10 protein-coding genes are annotated in these 15,714 nt (G+C 65.0%); 3 read left to right on the top strand and 7 right to left on the bottom strand.

Annotated features, from left to right (window positions below):
- Nucleotides 1–6 precede the first annotated feature (6 nt).
- From ACQ3C8_RS10515 to apbC, 4 genes are all read right to left on the bottom strand, one after another.
- A complete protein-coding gene (locus ACQ3C8_RS10515) occupies nt 7–2,127 on the bottom strand; it encodes a 4Fe-4S binding protein (RefSeq protein WP_428851532.1) in 2,121 nt (706 codons plus the stop codon).
- 149 nt (nt 2,128–2,276) lie between these two features.
- Nucleotides 2,277–2,975, bottom strand: a complete 699-nt coding sequence (locus ACQ3C8_RS10520) for a DUF3306 domain-containing protein (RefSeq protein ID WP_428851533.1) — start codon at nt 2,973–2,975, stop codon at nt 2,277–2,279.
- Between the two features lies 1 nt (nt 2,976).
- Nucleotides 2,977–3,456 (bottom strand): DUF3305 domain-containing protein, encoded by a 480-nt coding sequence (locus tag ACQ3C8_RS10525; protein ID WP_050981095.1) that lies wholly within the window; start codon nt 3,454–3,456, stop codon nt 2,977–2,979.
- 44 nt (nt 3,457–3,500) lie between these two features.
- Nucleotides 3,501–4,589 carry an iron-sulfur cluster carrier protein ApbC gene (apbC, locus tag ACQ3C8_RS10530; RefSeq protein WP_428851534.1) on the bottom strand — a complete coding sequence of 363 codons (1,089 nt, stop codon included), beginning with the start codon at nt 4,587–4,589 and terminating at the stop codon, nt 3,501–3,503.
- A gap of 319 nt (nt 4,590–4,908) precedes the next feature.
- Between apbC and ACQ3C8_RS10535 the strand changes: the two genes are divergently transcribed.
- The 3 genes from ACQ3C8_RS10535 to metG all read left to right on the top strand — a co-directional run bounded on the left by ACQ3C8_RS10535 (nt 4,909) and on the right by metG (nt 8,978).
- The gene (locus tag ACQ3C8_RS10535; RefSeq protein ID WP_428851535.1) at nt 4,909–5,541 is read left to right on the top strand and encodes an OmpA family protein; all 633 of its coding nucleotides are present in this window, start codon (nt 4,909–4,911) and stop codon (nt 5,539–5,541) included.
- 199 nt (nt 5,542–5,740) lie between these two features.
- On the top strand, nt 5,741–6,175 hold the full coding sequence (locus ACQ3C8_RS10540; RefSeq protein ID WP_428851536.1) for a hypothetical protein: 435 nt from the start codon (nt 5,741–5,743) through the stop codon (nt 6,173–6,175).
- A 697-nt stretch (nt 6,176–6,872) separates the two neighbouring features.
- Entirely contained in the window at nt 6,873–8,978 is a 2,106-nt protein-coding gene (metG, locus tag ACQ3C8_RS10545) for a methionine--tRNA ligase (RefSeq protein WP_428851537.1), read from the top strand.
- A 308-nt stretch (nt 8,979–9,286) separates the two neighbouring features.
- On the opposite strand, the gene bamE is transcribed toward metG, so the two are convergent.
- The 3 genes from bamE to ACQ3C8_RS10560 are packed head-to-tail and all read right to left on the bottom strand — an operon-like array spanning nt 9,287 to nt 15,673.
- Nucleotides 9,287–9,835 carry an outer membrane protein assembly factor BamE domain-containing protein gene (gene bamE / locus ACQ3C8_RS10550; protein ID WP_037030425.1) on the bottom strand — a complete coding sequence of 183 codons (549 nt, stop codon included), beginning with the start codon at nt 9,833–9,835 and terminating at the stop codon, nt 9,287–9,289.
- A gap of 28 nt (nt 9,836–9,863) precedes the next feature.
- The gene (locus ACQ3C8_RS10555) at nt 9,864–13,889 is read right to left on the bottom strand and encodes a translocation/assembly module TamB domain-containing protein (RefSeq protein WP_428851538.1); all 4,026 of its coding nucleotides are present in this window, start codon (nt 13,887–13,889) and stop codon (nt 9,864–9,866) included.
- Nucleotides 13,889–15,673: an autotransporter assembly complex protein TamA gene (locus tag ACQ3C8_RS10560; protein WP_428851539.1), complete on the bottom strand. Its 1,785-nt coding sequence runs from the start codon at nt 15,671–15,673 to the stop codon at nt 13,889–13,891. The genes ACQ3C8_RS10555 and ACQ3C8_RS10560 overlap by 1 nt, the downstream gene beginning before the upstream one ends.
- Nucleotides 15,674–15,714: the final 41 nt, after the last annotated feature.

Raw genomic sequence — 15,714 nt, forward strand, 5'->3', positions numbered from 1 at the left:
TGCGTCCTAGTGGAGGATGGAAGGATCGTCGCTGCGCTCGATCATGTCGACCACGCGGCAGTCGGGGCACATCTTGAGCCGGTCCGCCGCCTTGCCGGCAAACGCGGCATGGCCAGCCAGCTTGCCCAGCATCGCCTCGATCATCTGCGCCGTGCCGAACGGTTTGGCACAGCGGATGCAATGGAAGGGACGCGTTTCGTTCAGCGTCTGCTGCTGGCGCGCAACCTCGCCCGGTACCAGACGGGGCACCAGTGTGATGGCGTCTTCGGGACAAGTCGAAGCACACAATCCACACTGCACGCAACTGCGTTCGATGAAACCGAGCACCGGACGCTCGGCGTTGTCGCGCAGCGCCTGGGCCGGGCAAGCGCCTACACAGGCCATGCAGAGCGTACAGCGCGTGCGGTCGATCTCGAGCGTGCCGAGTGGCGCGCCGGCGGCAAGCGGAATAGCCTCGGCCGGCTGCGGTGCGTGCCGCCACAGGTGGTCGAGCGCGAATTCCAGCGTCTCGCGCTTGAGCGTCGAAGGGTTGAAGCTTGCCGGCGGCAAGGTCAGCGCATTGGGCTGCCAGCCATTGAGCACCCGGTCGAGTGCAGCGGCATCGCCGGCTTCGACCAGCGAGAAATGCGTGCCGGCATAGCCCATGCCAGCCAGGATCTGCTGCGCCACCGCCATCTGTGTAGACAGCGCCGCGCGGTATTCAGGGGCGATGTCGTCCGTCAGCAGCACCGCCACGCGGTTGGCGCCGTAGGTGATGGCAGTAAGCCACAGATCAAGACCAGTGGAGGCTGGATGGAACCCGGCCAGCGGCAATACGTTGACCGGTATGCCAGCCGCACGCCCGATCATGGCGCGGCGACCCAGCTGTTCGATCAAGCGCTGGCCACCAGTACGGTCATGCAGCAGCACGACGGCATCGCGCCCGCCAGCCTGCCGGTAGGTGCCGAGCAGCGTTTTCAGTTGCCGGCCGGTATACGGTGCATCGGGATAGTTGTAGCGCATGGCCCCCGTAGGGCAGACGGTACTGCAGGCTCCGCAGCCCATGCACAGGTTCGGGTTGACCTCCACGGTGCCGAGACCGTTCTTCCAGCTGCCGCTGATGGCCTGCGTCGAGCACACATCGATGCAGGCGGAACAGCCGGTGATGTCGTTGCGCCCATGGGCACAGAGGGACTCGCGATACTGGAAGAAACGCGGCTTCTCGAATTCGCCGACCAGCTGGGTCAGCTGCAGCGCCAGTTCATCTTGTCGTGCTGCCGCGCCGCCGGCATGGAGGTAGCCCTGCGGCGGTTGGTGCATCGGGAAGGCGGGCGCATCGTTGAGATCGAATACGAGATCGAATGCTTCGGTCACCTCGGCCGGCTCACGGGCAAAGTCGATCGCGCCGGCTACACCGCACGCCTTGACGCAGGCGCGGTGACCACGGCAGGCGTTCAGATCCACCTGATACGAGAAATCAATGGCTCCTTCCGGACAGGCTGCCAGGCACGCATTGCAGCGCGTACACACATCCAGGTCGATCGGATTACCAGTCTGCCAGGTTGCCGTAAAGGCGCCCAGCCAGCCCCGCAATGCGGTTACCTGACCGGCGGACACCACGAAGGCGCGCGCCGCGCCTGTCTGGTCGTCGACAGACTGTGCGGAGCCGCCGGTCACGAGCGCCGTGACCTGCAGGGTGCCGTGCAAACGCGTCGCCCACGGCAGGACACGGTCGGCCGGACCCAGCACGAGGACTCGTCCTTGCGAGCGATAGTCGACCACCGCCACCGGTTCAGGCTCGGGTAACGCCGCCACGGCCAGCAGGGCGGCAGTCTTGGCGGTCAGGGTACGTGGATCGCGCCGCGCTCCCTGCGACCAGCTGCCGGTCTCGCGAATATTGACAAAGCGGATTGGCGCCAGCACGGGCGTTCCGGCCGCCTGCTGCTGTTCGGCCACAGCCGCGAACAGGTGTTGTTCCTGCGTGCAGGCCACCAGCACGTCGTCGGTACCTTCGAGCGCCTGCAGATAGTCGCCCATCTCGCGGCGGCATAGCAGTCGGTGCATGCGCAGCGGTTCGCCGACCGCTTCCGACAGCGCGGCCGCGTCAAGCGGCATGGTGTCGTTGCAATTGCAGACCAGCGTTGTCATGTGGTCCTTCTTTCATGGGGTTCCGCCTGGGGGCAGACGGAGGGTTATTCTGATATGTCAGGCGATGGCCATCCGGGGACGGTTTCAGAATGATGACGCCACACGGGCCAAGCCGTGCCGCATTGCACGCATCATTCTGAAGCCGTCGCTCAGGTGCGCCTGTCCGGCTTTTGCTCCGAATTGTTTATCCCGATGATATCCCGGGTCGACGCCTCTACGCGTGTTTCAGGCGCCGAGCGCCTCTGCGGGTCGGTCGCCGCATCATCAGGCGCCATCCCCGCGTGCCGGGCCGACACGCCGGCCGCACTGTCAGCAGGCACGGCGGCCGCGGGATCGGCATCTCCGGCCTGCGCCTCGACCTGTACGTGCCCCGCCTCATCCGCGCCTTCCTGCTGCGACTCGTCATCCGACTCGAACAGGCGCAGCACCTTCGACTGGTTGAGCTGCTTGAGCATCGCCAGTGGGATCGGATCGGGCCTGGTGTAGTCGTCGATATAGATATCGAGACCATCCATGATGTTGTAATGCGGGTCCGCAAACAGCTTCTTCATGGCGGCGGCCTTGACCTCCGCCGGCACACCGCGTGCGACGAACGGCGCAAAATCATCCGCCGGACACAGCTTGGCCACATCGTCGAGCGTCGGCACTGGCGGTTCGGTGGCAGGCGAGGCGGTCTCCGCTGGCACGCCATGAGGCGGCGCAGGAGCCGCTGCCGGGACTGACGCAACAGGCGCCGGCACGGGAGGAGCGGGAGCCGGGCGGCGCACGTCCGGTTCCGGCAATGCGATACCTTGGCGGTCCGCCGCCTTGCGACGGGCCCAGCGCGAGAGGAAGCCTTCGTCCGACATGTCAGTACCGGGAACGGGCGTCCGGCGCCTTGAACGACTCCGGCCGCGCGCGCCGCTTAGGTTCGGGCCGGTAGTTATCGGCTACGTACGTCTGCAGCCAGCCGAGTGTCGCGGAATCGAGCGGCACGTTCTCCACTGTCTCGCCCCCGTCCAGCCAGCGGCCCGCTTCGTTGTAGCTGAGCGAGACAGTATGCGGAACCGCCCGGCCGGCGTCCGGCGAGCCCTCCTCACCCATGCGCCACATGACGAACCAGCACGGCTGTGCGGATGAAACGTTCAGGTAGTAGCCTTCCGCCTGATCCCGAAACAGCGCGACCGGCATGCCCGGCGTGAGCCAGCGCTCCACCGCGTCGCTGCGGTCCAGGCAGCGCGGCGCGGTGCCGAACTCGCCAAGGTCCGGCACGACCGCCTCGAGCACCCAGCGCTCGGGCTGCCAGCGGTTGTCCAGCGCCTCGCGGCGCAGGATGACCGCCACCTGCATGGTGGGCAGCGGGGTGGAAGCGTCGGACGGGCTCACGACACGCCTCAGGTGTTTTGCACCACGATGGACGGGAACTTGCTGCTCATGTCCTTGGCCTTCTCCGCCACCTTGATGGCGATCTTGCGGGCGATGGCGCGGTAGGTCGCGGCGATCGGCCCGTCGGGCTCGGCCACCACGGTCGGGCGGCCAGCATCCGCCTGTTCGCGGATCGACAGGTTGAGCGGCAGCGCGCCGAGGAATTCCACGTGGTAGTCCGCGCACATCTTCTCGCCGCCGCCATGCCCGAAAATATGTTCGGTGTGGCCGCAGCTCGGGCAGACGTAGGTCGACATGTTTTCGACGATGCCGAGGATCGGAATACCGACCTTCTCGAACATCTTCAGGCCCTTGCGCGCGTCGAGCAGCGCGATGTCCTGCGGCGTGGTGACGATCACCGCGCCGGTCACCGGCACTTTCTGCGACAGCGTCAGCTGGATGTCGCCGGTGCCCGGCGGCATGTCGACGATCAGGTAATCCAGATCGCGCCAGTTGGTCTGGCGCAGCAGTTGCTCCAGGGCGCCGGTCACCATCGGGCCGCGCCATACCATGGGATTGTCATCATCGATCAGGAAGCCGATGGAACTGGCCTGCACGCCGTGTCCTTCCATGGGCTCGATGGTCGTACCGTCGGCCGACTGCGGGCGTCCGGTGATACCGAGCATCATCGGCTGGCTGGGGCCGTAGATGTCCGCATCGAGCACGCCCACGCTGGCGCCCTCGGCGGCCAGGGCCAGGGCCAGGTTGACGGCAGTGGTGGACTTGCCGACGCCGCCCTTGCCGGACGCAACCGCGATGATGTTCTTCACGTTCGGCAGCAGCTTAACGCCACGCTGCACTGCGTGCGAGACGATATTCATGGTGACATTGGCGCTGACATTGCTCACACCCGGCAGTTGGCGGATCGCTGCAATCACGGCCTTGCGGATCACGTCCAGCTGGCTCTTGGCAGGATAGCCGAGCACCACGTCCAGCGTCACTTCACCGTCATCCACGCGCACATTCTTGACCGAACGCGACGACACCAGGTCCTTTCCCGTGTTGGGATCGATGACGTTCCGCAGGGCGTCGTTGATGTGTTCGACTGTAAGGCTCAATTCGGTCTCCGAAAACTTGTGTAGGGATCAAAGGTCACATTGTGGCGTACTGTAACAAAAGTGCCGCCCACGCGCCTGTAGCTGCATTGTCCCCGATATTCCGCTTTTCGGGGCCAAGCCCCTTCATGTGACATTACAGTTACTTACAAATGTCACAGGCTTGCGCTTGTGTGGCGTGGGGTGCTCTACTATTGTGAGGTCTACCTGAATGCGTGCCGGTGCCCGATACGCCATGCGTGCCCGCACCGGTTCCATCGGCGGAACCGTGGCGCAAGCCGGGACAGCCGTTGTTACAACAATAGCTTCTATTGGAGATTTCATGAAAGCCAAACTGATTTCACTCGCCATCGTCACAGCCCTGGCCGCTGGATGTGCAACGGAACAAGGCACGCAAACCGCGGTGGGTACGGGCGTTGGCGCGGCAGTCGGTGCCGGCATCGGCAACCTCATCGGCGGCAACTCCAAGGGCACGGCCATCGGCGCGGCGCTCGGCGCAGCTGCTGGCGCTGGCGTCGGCTACAACTGGGGGGCCATCAAGAATCGCCTGGCTGGCAACACCGCCGGCACCGGCACCCAGATTTCCGAACAGCCCGATGGCTCCCTGAAGGTTGCGATTCCGAGTTCCGTGTCCTTCGACACCGACAGCGCCACCATCAAACCGTCGTTCCGTACCGTTCTCGACAATGTGGCGCAAACGATTGCCCAGCAGCCGGACCTGAGCGCCAATGTGGTCGGCCACACCGACAGCACCGGCAACCCGAGCTATAACATGACGCTCTCGCAACGCCGCGCGCAGAGCGTGGCCTCCTATCTGTCGGACCGCGGCGTGTCGCGCTCGCGCCTCACGGCGGAGGGTCGCGGCCAGACCCAGCCGATCGCCGACAATTCCACTGAGGCCGGCAAGGCACAAAATCGCCGTGTCGAAATTTATTTGAAACCTATCCAGCGGTAAGGTGTCACAGAAATGGGTGCCGCTTGCTGAACACTGCTGGCTCGCGGTGTTTGGCTGACCTCCCGGGTGGCACCTGATTTCTCCTCCTTTTCCGTTGTGGAAAGCTGCGCCGGTTCTGCCGGCGCTTTTTTTGCCCGCAGCCTGCCTGCGGCGCGCACCTTCCGGATGCCAGAAGCAGCGGACCGGTCACATCGACACAATGCTCTACAGTGTTTTGAGCAATGATGAGGTTCCGTCGACCCGCAAATTGCATAGTGGATACATCCTCAACCGCTGCGGCAACTGCCGCCTGCCGATCATGACCACCCTTGCCCGCTCTCAAGCCGCTTCTCAAATGGCTTCCGCCCCCGCCATCATCGCCGCGCAAGACACCGGCAATGCCGGTGACACTTCGGCCAGCGCCAAGCAGGCACAGGCGAAGCGCGAAGAGGCCGCTACGGCAGAAGCCATTGCGCATATCCCGAAAACGAAAGACGGCTTGGGCGATAAACCTCTGGAAAACATGTCGGCTGAAGATCTCCTCGCACTCAAAGCCAACCTCGACCAGCACAGCCGCGACATCGGCCTGGAAACGGCACTCCTGACGCAGAAAGACCGTATTCTGAAGGGCATCATCGGCGCAATGGAACACTAAAACCGGGCTGTTGACTGCGCAGTTCCCATTCATGCAAGCCGGGCCGGTACTTCTTCCACCGGTTCAGCTGCCGAGGCCCGAGGTGGAAGGAACTGTCCCCGTCATCGCACCGTGAGCTTGCAGGCGACGCCATTGCAAGCGCCCATGATTTTTAGACACTTCGACCGATCACCACCATGCCCGTCAAATCCATCACGTCTTCCCCGTCTTTCAGAGTGGATTACTCGTCCAACACGACGCCGAAGCAATCGCCCGAAAACACGCCATTCACGGCGCGCACACGTGAGCAACTCGTGCCGAGTGCACACGAGGCGCTTCAGAAGCTCCCACTGACGAGTGGCACGCAGACCGAGAAGCGCTATACATCGGTTCAGACATCGCCGCCGACGACGCATTATTCCCCGTACCGGCCCAAGTAAGTCACCTGCGCTAGTCACTCGCGCCCGCCCGCATCATTGGCGGGCCAGCTTCGTAGGCTCGTATCGCCGCGACCTTTCGGTTACGCCGAGAAAATTTGCTGGACAACGCGTCAGGCATTCAATCATGCATGAGGTCGCGCCTGCCTGCGGCCTCATCTACTGCCTCAGCATCCGCTCCACCAAACCCGCCGGCTTTTGGACGGCCCATGGCCAATCTTGTAGAATCGGTCCTTTGGCCGCAGCGCCTTGCCGCAGCCCCTACGCTTGACCGCCACCCCATGACCCAGCGCCGCATCCTCGTCACGTCCGCCCTACCCTATGCCAACGGCCAGATCCATCTGGGCCATATGGTCGAGTACATCCAGACCGATATCTGGGTGCGCTTCCAGCGCATGATGGGTCACGAGGTGTACTACGTCGGCGCGGACGATACGCATGGCACGCCCGTGATGCTGCGCGCCGAAAAAGAAGGCCTGACGCCGCGCCAGCTGATCGAGCGGGTGTGGCAGGAACACAAGCGCGATTTCGACAGTTTCCTCGTCTCGTTCGACAACTACTACAGCACCGACTCGGACGAAAACCGCAAGCTGTCCGAGGATATCTACCTGGCACTGAAAGACGCCGGTCTGATCGACGCCCGCGAGGTCGAGCAGTTCTACGACCCGGTCAAGGAAATGTTCCTGCCAGACCGGTTCATCAAGGGCGAGTGCCCGAAATGCGGCGCCAAGGACCAGTACGGCGATTCCTGCGAAGTCTGCGGCGCGACCTACCAGCCCACCGAACTGAAGAACGCCTACTCCGTGGTTTCGGGCGCGGCGCCGGTTCGTAAATCGTCCACGCACTATTTCTTCCGCCTGTCCGACCCGCGCTGCGAGCAGTTCCTGCGCGCCTGGGTACGCGGGCTGGCGCAGCCCGAAGCCGCCAACAAGATGAAGGAATGGCTCGGCGACGACGCAGCCAGCGCAGGTGATACTGACGGCGCCGGCGGCTCGACACTTGCCGACTGGGACATCTCGCGCGATGCGCCATACTTCGGCTTCGAGATCCCGGGCGCGCCGGGCAAGTATTTCTATGTGTGGCTCGATGCTCCGGTCGGTTACTACGCCAGCTTCCGCAACCTGTGCGACCAGCGCGGCATCGATTTCGACGCCTGGGTCAAGCCGGACTCCACCGCCGAGCAGTATCACTTCATCGGCAAGGACATCCTGTATTTCCACACGCTGTTCTGGCCCGCGATGCTGAAGTTCTCCGGCTACCGCACCCCGACCAACGTATTTGCCCATGGTTTCCTCACCGTCGATGGCGCGAAGATGAGCAAGTCGCGCGGTACCTTCATCACCGCGCAAAGCTATATCGACAGCGGACTGAATCCGGAATGGCTGCGCTACTACTTCGCTGCCAAGCTCAACGCCAGCATGGAGGACATCGACCTCAACCTCGATGACTTCGTAGCACGCGTCAACAGTGATCTGGTTGGCAAGTACGTGAATATTGCCAGCCGCGCCGCAGGCTTCCTGGTGAAGCGCTTCGATGGCAAGGTCGATGCGGCGGCGCTTGGCCATCCACTGCTCGCGCAGTTGCGCGATGCCGCGCCAACCGTCGCAGCCCTGTACGAAGCGCGCGAGTACAGCAAGGCGCTGCGTACCGTGATGGAGCTGACCGATGCGGTCAATGCCTTTGTCGACACTGAAAAACCGTGGGAACTCGCCAAGCAGGACGACCAGCGCGCAGCGCTGCATGCCGCCTGCAGCGTCGCCCTGGAAGCCTTCCGACTGCTGACGATCTACCTCAAGCCGATCATGCCGGCGATGGCTGAAGGGGTCGAAACGTTCCTGAACGTCCCGCCGCTGACCTGGGCATCGGTTGCGATGCCGCTGCAGGCCGACCGGCCGGTCAACGCCTATCGCCACCTGATGACGCGCATCGATGCAAAGCAGATCGAGACACTGCTTGCGGCCAACCGCGAGTCGCTGCAGGCAGCCCCGCAGACGCAGGCATCGGCAAGCGCGCCGGCAGGAGCCCCCGGCATCGAAGCCGTGGCCGAGACCATCACCATCGATGATTTCGCCAAGATCGACCTGCGCGTGGCAAAGATCGTCGCCTGCCAGCGCGTGGAAGGCTCGACCAAGCTGCTGCAACTGACGCTCGATATGGGCGAGGGCCAAACGCGCAACGTGTTCTCCGGCATCCAGTCGGCCTATACGCCGGAACAGCTCGTCGGCAAGCTCACCGTGATGGTGGCCAATCTCGCGCCGCGCAAGATGAAGTTCGGCATGTCCGAGGGCATGGTGCTGGCCGCTTCCGCAGCTGATGAAAAGGCCCAGCCGGGCCTGTACCTGCTCGAGCCGCACAGCGGCGCCGTGCCGGGCATGCGTATCGGCTGATCGCCTTGCCGTGATCGACCGGCCAGCTACGCTGGTCAGTCAACTCACCGAGCGACCGTCCAATCCGGGGATGCGCGCAGCCTATACCGCATACCCCTGCAGGCATCCGAGCGCGCGGGCGCGCAGACGATCGAGCTCCCACGACGTATCCCGTTCGCATCGCAGCGATCCCGCAACCGGCGCCAAACGGTTGGCTCCAGCCTGAACTCCGGACCTGGAGCCTGCGGGCGTGTGCGCGACCAGCAAGGACAGTGCTTCAACCGCTACCAACCAGAGGCCGAACCAACCCCGCCCCCCCAGACTACAGTTCAACCGCCCCCGACCCGCTCCGGCGCATCATTGCGCGAGGTGGTGGTCACGATGCCGTCATTGTTGAAGTGCACGTTGAAGAAAGCCGTTTCGGTCGAGCTTTCCCACCAGCGCCAGCCCCACACCTCTTCCTGCTTCAGGCGATAGGCATTCACCTGCGTCGGCTTGCCCAGCAGCCGGCGGATCTCGTCCTTCGTCATGCCGGGGCGCACGCGCGCGAAGTTCTCCGCCGTCAGGACCTGCTGGATGGAAGCCACCCGGCCGTCGGCGCCGATGTCGACCATCCACGTCTTGCCGCCCTGCGGGCTGCGCGGATATTCGAGACGCTTGGCGCCATCGGCATCTTCCCAGACGATCTCGGGCTTGCCTGCGGAATTGCGGACATCGCCCTCGGTCGACTCACCAATACGAATGTCCTTGAACAGCAGGCTGTCAGGCTTGGAGGCGTCCCACGCGCCCTTGGCCGCTTCGCCGGCCTTGCGCATGGCCTCGTCTACCTTTTGCTGGTCGCAGCCGAACAGGCCCAGCAACGATGCAATGATGCCCATGGTCACTCCTGCACGCGCCATGCGGCGCTCACTGTTCCGCCTCGTTGCTGCGGGAATCGGGGTCGTCGGCATTCAGGTTCCTCCTGGATCGCGCTTCGGTCTCGGATGAGAATAGTGAATCGAAGCGGCGGTTGTACAGTAACGACAGACCGTTGATCGTTCCACCGCGCGCCACTGCCGACCAGCGCCGGGAAATCTGCCACGTGACCTTTACCACGCTCGCCGCGCTGCTCAGGCTCTGCTCGTAGCCCACCGTGATTTTCTCGGAAATCGACTTGCCGAGGCTGACGACCTGATGATCGGCGAGGCCCATGGCACTCGAACCGATCGAGAATTCATCGAGCCCGAAACGCTGTACCAGGTTCTTGCCGGCGGCGCTGCCGATCACGCCCAGCGCCGCGCCGGCGAGCGCCTGCCGCTGCCCGGTGCCCGCGCTTTCCGTGCCATAGCCAAACATCAGCCAGGAGAGCTTTTCCTCGTCTGCGACATTGGGCTCAGACACCAGGCGCACGCGCGGCTGGCGCACTGTGCCCGTCACCTCGACGCCAGCCTCCACTTCCTGGTTGCGGCGCATGGCGCGGATATTGAAGTTCGGATTGTTCAACGGCCCCTGGAAGGTCAGCACGCCACGGTCGATCTCGAGCTTGCGGCCGAACGCCTCGTAGGTACCGTCCACGATGCGGATGGTGCCGGTACCGCGCATCGGCGACAGCGGCGCGCTGCGCACCGTCAGCTGGCCACGCAGCAACAGGTCCGCACCCGCGCCCTTGAAGCGGAAGTCGCGGCCCATGTCGACCGTCAGGTTGATGACCGGCGCGAATCGTCCCGCCGGCCGCTCGGCGCTCGAGACGTTGGCCGGCGTATTGGTGGCGGCACCCGTGCGCGCACCACGCGCGTCGCGCCGCACGATCACCACGTCGTCGCCGAGCTCCGGCGCACTTTCCTTGGGCAGGTCGAACAACCCGCGATCGACGGTGAACTTGCCGTCGATGACGATCTGCTCGTTGCGGTTTTCGATCTTGGCGTCACCACTGACGATCAGCGTGCGCTCGGGGTCGGCGAAGAGCTGCAGCTTGTCGGCCACGATCGATGCCGCGAGGTTCGGATTGGCCTGGTCGAGCTGCACACGGCCAGTGGCCTTGAGCGTGCCCTCCCCGCCGCGGAATTCGACCTGGCGCAGATCCATCACGTTCTGGTCCAGCACCACCCGCACCACGCCATCTTGCAGGCGGATGCCCTGGTCGTAAACCGTCACCGCCAGACCATCGCCATTCACTGTGCCGCTCAGCTTCGGTTGCCCCAGCGTACCGGCCAGGGTCAGCGCCGCCTGCATGCGCCCCTTGAACGCCAGTTGCGGACCCAGCAGCAGGGCCACGCGCTCGAGCTCGGGCACATCCAGCGTGACACGTCCGCCAAGCGAGGAAGCCGGGCCAAAGGTCAGGTTGCCGCCCTCGCGAACCAGCCCGGCCGACGCATCGGCCGTGAGCGTCCCGATCCGGCTCGCCACGACATTGCCGGCAATATTGAGACGATCGCCGCGCACATCGGCGCGTAGCTGGAGGGCCGACAGCCCCAGGCTGACATAGGTCCGCCCCGTATTGACCGACAGATCACCGCTGCGCCGGCGAATCTCGGCAAAACCGGTGGCGCGGTCGGCGAGCGTGAGATTCCAGTTGCCGTCGAGTACCAGGTCGGAACGCGCTGGCGGCGGCTCGCCGGTAAGCATCTGCACCAGTTCCAGTACCCGTGCCACGCGCAGTGCCTGCACATTGCCGACAGAGCGGAACTGGCCGGACTGGTACGCCAGCGACTCCACCAGGATGTCCGCTTGCTCGAACGTCATCGCCGTCCGGCCGAGCGTCAATTTGCCCGGCGCCACGGCCAGCGTGGTTGGTGCCTTGAGAGTGAGGGTCGGGGTGCCCGTCGCATCCAGTTTCTCGATGGTGCCGGACCAGCCAGTGCCGCCCTGCTGCGTAATACCGCCATTGCCCCGCGCCGCCAGCTTCAGGGGGCGGCCGCGCAATGCGCCGTTGGCCTGCAGGTCGAATACATGCCGTGCCTGAGTACCGTTCACGTTCACCGCGATGTCGCGAAACACCATGTACGGACCCAGATAGTTATGCGCGTTCAGCACAAACTGCAAGCGCCCGTTCAAGCCATCGCGCACTTCGGCGCGGCCGCTGGCCGAGGCGAGGCGGTGCGGGCCGATCACCAGCGACTCGGCGGCATAGTTGGCCAGCACTTGCGGCTTCTCGAAGGTGCCTGACACATCGGCGTCAGCCGTCAGCGTGCCGGCCATGCCAAGCTGCAGGCGCGCCAGTTGCGGCGCATCGACGGTCACGCGCAGGCGGTCGCCCCGCGCGCCGAAGCTGCCACGCGCGTCGGCGCGGTTGCCGGCCACGTCGAGATGCATCTCGCTCGGCAACAGGCGACGGCCCTTGACATGCAGCTTGCCATTGGCCAGCAGCGGCAGCGCCGCGTATTCGCTGTCGCGTACGCCGAACGTCAAGACCGCCTCGAGCACCTCGGCCAACGTGCCGCGCGCCTCCAGGTCGCCATTGATGCGGCCCTTGGCAGCAGTGGTCAGCGCCGCCGGATCAAAATTGGTGATGCGGCCCTTCAGGGCGAAGGCCTGCTGCCCTTGCAAGCCCAGCGTGCCATCGACCAGGAGGCGCCCATCCGCCACCTCGAGACGTGCCGTGTCGAGCGCAACCTGCTGCGCATCGGCGTTGGCGCTGACGAACACACGCAGATTGCCGCCACGCAGGTCGAGCGCCACGCTCTGCTTACCCGGTTCCAGCCGCACCGACAGCGGACCGTTGAGACTGTACGTCCGCATGGCGCCATGCAAGGCGCGCGGATCGAGATCGCGGACATCCAGATCGAAACCGCCGCGCCCGTCCTCCAGCTCGCCCTGGCCGGTAATGCGCCCCTTGCCGGTCAGTTGTACCAGCAGATCGCTGACCGTCTGCCGCTCCTGATTCAGTTCGATACGCGCCTCGGCCGATTGCAGCGGCAAACGCTGCCGGTCCAGCGGACCCGCCTGGGCGTTGCGGATGCTGACAGGGCCGGCGACGGTCAGAGGCGCGCCGGCAGCGCCGCCCGCCTCCACGGGGCGCACGTCGGCGCGCACGGCAAGATCGGCTTCCGGCGCGCCGGGGCTGAACACACGCGGATTGACATGATCGGCGCTCAATTGCGCCCGCACCAGCGGCACGGCGTCGAACGGCGTGGCCTCGACCTCGGCGCGCCCCTTCAGCCGGTCACCCGTGGCATCGGCCTCGAGCGTCAGCTTTTGCAGCGAGCCGCTCGCCCGCGCAGCAATCTGGTACTGCTCGCCCTTCAAGGTGCTGTCGAGCGTGGCAGCGGCCTGCAGCGCGAATGGCCGGGTTCCCTCCAGCTGACCATGCAGCGTGGTCTGGCCGAATGGCGTCAACAGATGATCCACCGCAATCCGGTGACGGACACCATCGCTATGCAGCGCCCCGCGCAATGCGGACAGCTCGGTGACACTGGCGGTTGCACCGGACCCTTGCCGGATACGGATGCGCTCCACCGCCAGGGCATCGACATCAACGATGGCCGGCAAGGTGATCGATGCCGGCAGGCTGGCCGGCTTGGCGGACGGTGCCGGCGGCGGCAGCGTGACCTCCACGGTTCCGGCGCGCAGCGTGCTGATATGCAGGCGGCGCGGCTTGTAGCCAATGCGCCATTGCCCCTGCACCTCGTCGATGCTGATGCGCAGACCGTCCTTGGTATACACGACATTGCGCAAGGTCATGCCATGACGCAACGTACCGCTCACGACCTCGCCACTGATGGCGCCGCGCAACGCCCAGGAGAGGGTAGCCCAGAGCTGGTGCGTGCCACGCTCGGACTGCACGGCATAGAACAGCCAGCCGAAGAGCATCAGCACCAGCAGCAGCGCCACAAGTACGAGCCAGCCGAGCGTGCGTGCCAGGGCGCGCCAGCGCAGGCGCAATCCCTTTCGTGCTGGGGCAGGTGCAGGCGGCGTGCTGTCCGGGGAGTGGTGCGGTGAATTGGTCTCGTGCATCAGAACGCCACACCGAGGGAAATATGCGGCCGGATCCGGCGATCCTGCACGCCATAGGCGAGATCGACGTTCACCGGGCCGACCGGGCTGCGCCAGCGCGCGCCAAAGCCGATGCCGTGATACAGCTTGCGGTCCGGCCAGTTGTTGGTGGCGGTACCGACATCGTAGAAAGCCGCGGCGCCCCATTCGCGCCGGAACCAATACTGGTATTCCAGCCCGCCCGTGACCAGGAACTTGGTCGGCAGCACGCTCGCGCCATCGCGCTGGCCAATGCTCTGGTAGCCATAGCCGCGTACGGAATCATTGCCGCCCGCGCGGAAACGCAGCGAGGCCGGCACGTTGCGGCTGCTGCCGCTGGTGAGGATGGCGCCGACCTCGCCACGTGCGATCACCAGATCGCGGCTGCCCACGGGGAAGTACTGGCGGATCCGTCCGTAGACCCGGCCGAAGGTCTGGTCAGTCAGCAATGGCGACACCGCCACGCCGACTTGCGCATTGATGATATTGCCGCGGCGGGGAAAGAGCGGATCGTCGACATTGCGGCGCGTCCACGAATAGCTCGGCACGAGCGCCTTGCTGAGCTGGCGCGCGCCGGTTTCGGGGCGCAGGTCATCGTAGTACAGATCGAGCGCGATCGCGGTATCGAAGCGCTCCCGCGTGCGCGCGCGCTTGACGCCGACGCGCCAGCTGCGCAGGTCGACCCCTTCGAGATCGGTGCGGTCGATGCTGCCGTAGACGCTGTGCCGGTAGGTCTTTTCATCGGGCGGCATGGCAATCTCGGCGAAGGCATACTGCCGCCGCTGCTCGATCCGCATCTGGGAGTCGAACACCCAGGCACGGTTGAAGAGATTGAAATACGAGTAGCGCCCTTCGACCTGGGCACCCGTGTCGGTGGCGTAACCCACCCCGGCGTTCACTCGATGCGCCGGATACTCGCGCACCCGCACCTTGACGGGAGCGTTCACCGGATCCGGCTCGTCGCCGAGATCCACCATGACGTTGGAGAAATACGGCTGGTTCTGGATGGCGCGCTGCAGCTCGAGCAGGCGGTTCACACTGTAGGGCTCGCCTTCGTTGAGCGGATTCACGTTGTGGATGATCTGCGCCGGATAACGCCGCAGCCCTGTGATCTCGAGCGGGCCCAGCGTGTAGGCCGGCCCGCTGTCGTAGCGCGCATCGAGTACCGCCTCCTGCGCCTCCGGATCGATACGCGCCTGCGAGCGGGTCAGGCGTGCCGCGTAGTATTTCTCGCTTTGCAGCGCGAACAGCGTATCGTCCTTGGCCTTGGCCCACGTTTCCTGCCGGAATGGCTGGCCGGCAGGCAGGCCCCAGTTGCGCCGCAGCGCTTCGAGACGCTCGCGGTCTTCGTCGGCAATCGCGCCGGTGAAATCCACGTCAACTGACGTCACCAGCGTGCGAGCGCCCGCCTCGACGCGGACACGCACGGTACGCGCATCGAGATCCTCCGAGGTCGCCTCGGCGGCCAGGGGCGCATCCACGGTCGCGGTCGTCTTTGGGTCGAAATAGCCTTCCGTCGATGCCAGGCGCCGCACCTGGTCGCCAACGGTTTCCACCATGTAATTGAACTGATCGACGGAAATATCCTCGCGCTCGCGGTAGCGGGAAATATCGAGATGCGTCTTCAACATGTCCGCCAGCTCGGGCGGCGCCTCGATTTCCACGCGGTAAGCGGCCGCGGGTCCGGCGGCCCACAGGGACGGCAGCGCCAGCAGAAGCAGGGCGCGCTTGCGCAATCGTCGGCTGAAACAGCGCCGTCCAGTCATCCGTCAGTCTCAGCCCGTCGGCCCGTGGTGGAAAACCCCTA

The organism is Imbroritus primus (assembly GCF_964332355.1).
Classification (GTDB): Bacteria; Pseudomonadota; Gammaproteobacteria; order Burkholderiales; family Burkholderiaceae; genus Imbroritus; species Imbroritus primus.

Excerpts from the sequence above, each read along its gene's own strand:
- ACQ3C8_RS10515 (WP_428851532.1), bottom strand. The coding sequence starts at position 2,127 with ATGACAACGCTGGTCTGCAATTGCAACGACACCATGCCGCTTGACGCG.
- ACQ3C8_RS10520 (WP_428851533.1), bottom strand. The coding sequence starts at position 2,975 with ATGTCGGACGAAGGCTTCCTCTCGCGCTGGGCCCGTCGCAAGGCGGCG.
- ACQ3C8_RS10525 (WP_050981095.1), bottom strand. The coding sequence starts at position 3,456 with ATGCAGGTGGCGGTCATCCTGCGCCGCGAGGCGCTGGACAACCGCTGG.
- ACQ3C8_RS10535 (WP_428851535.1), top strand. The coding sequence starts at position 4,909 with ATGAAAGCCAAACTGATTTCACTCGCCATCGTCACAGCCCTGGCCGCT.
- ACQ3C8_RS10540 (WP_428851536.1), top strand. The coding sequence starts at position 5,741 with ATGCTCTACAGTGTTTTGAGCAATGATGAGGTTCCGTCGACCCGCAAA.
- metG (WP_428851537.1), top strand. The coding sequence starts at position 6,873 with ATGACCCAGCGCCGCATCCTCGTCACGTCCGCCCTACCCTATGCCAAC.
- bamE (WP_037030425.1), bottom strand. The coding sequence starts at position 9,835 with ATGGGCATCATTGCATCGTTGCTGGGCCTGTTCGGCTGCGACCAGCAA.
- ACQ3C8_RS10555 (WP_428851538.1), bottom strand. The coding sequence starts at position 13,889 with ATGCACGAGACCAATTCACCGCACCACTCCCCGGACAGCACGCCGCCT.
- ACQ3C8_RS10560 (WP_428851539.1), bottom strand. The coding sequence starts at position 15,673 with ATGACTGGACGGCGCTGTTTCAGCCGACGATTGCGCAAGCGCGCCCTG.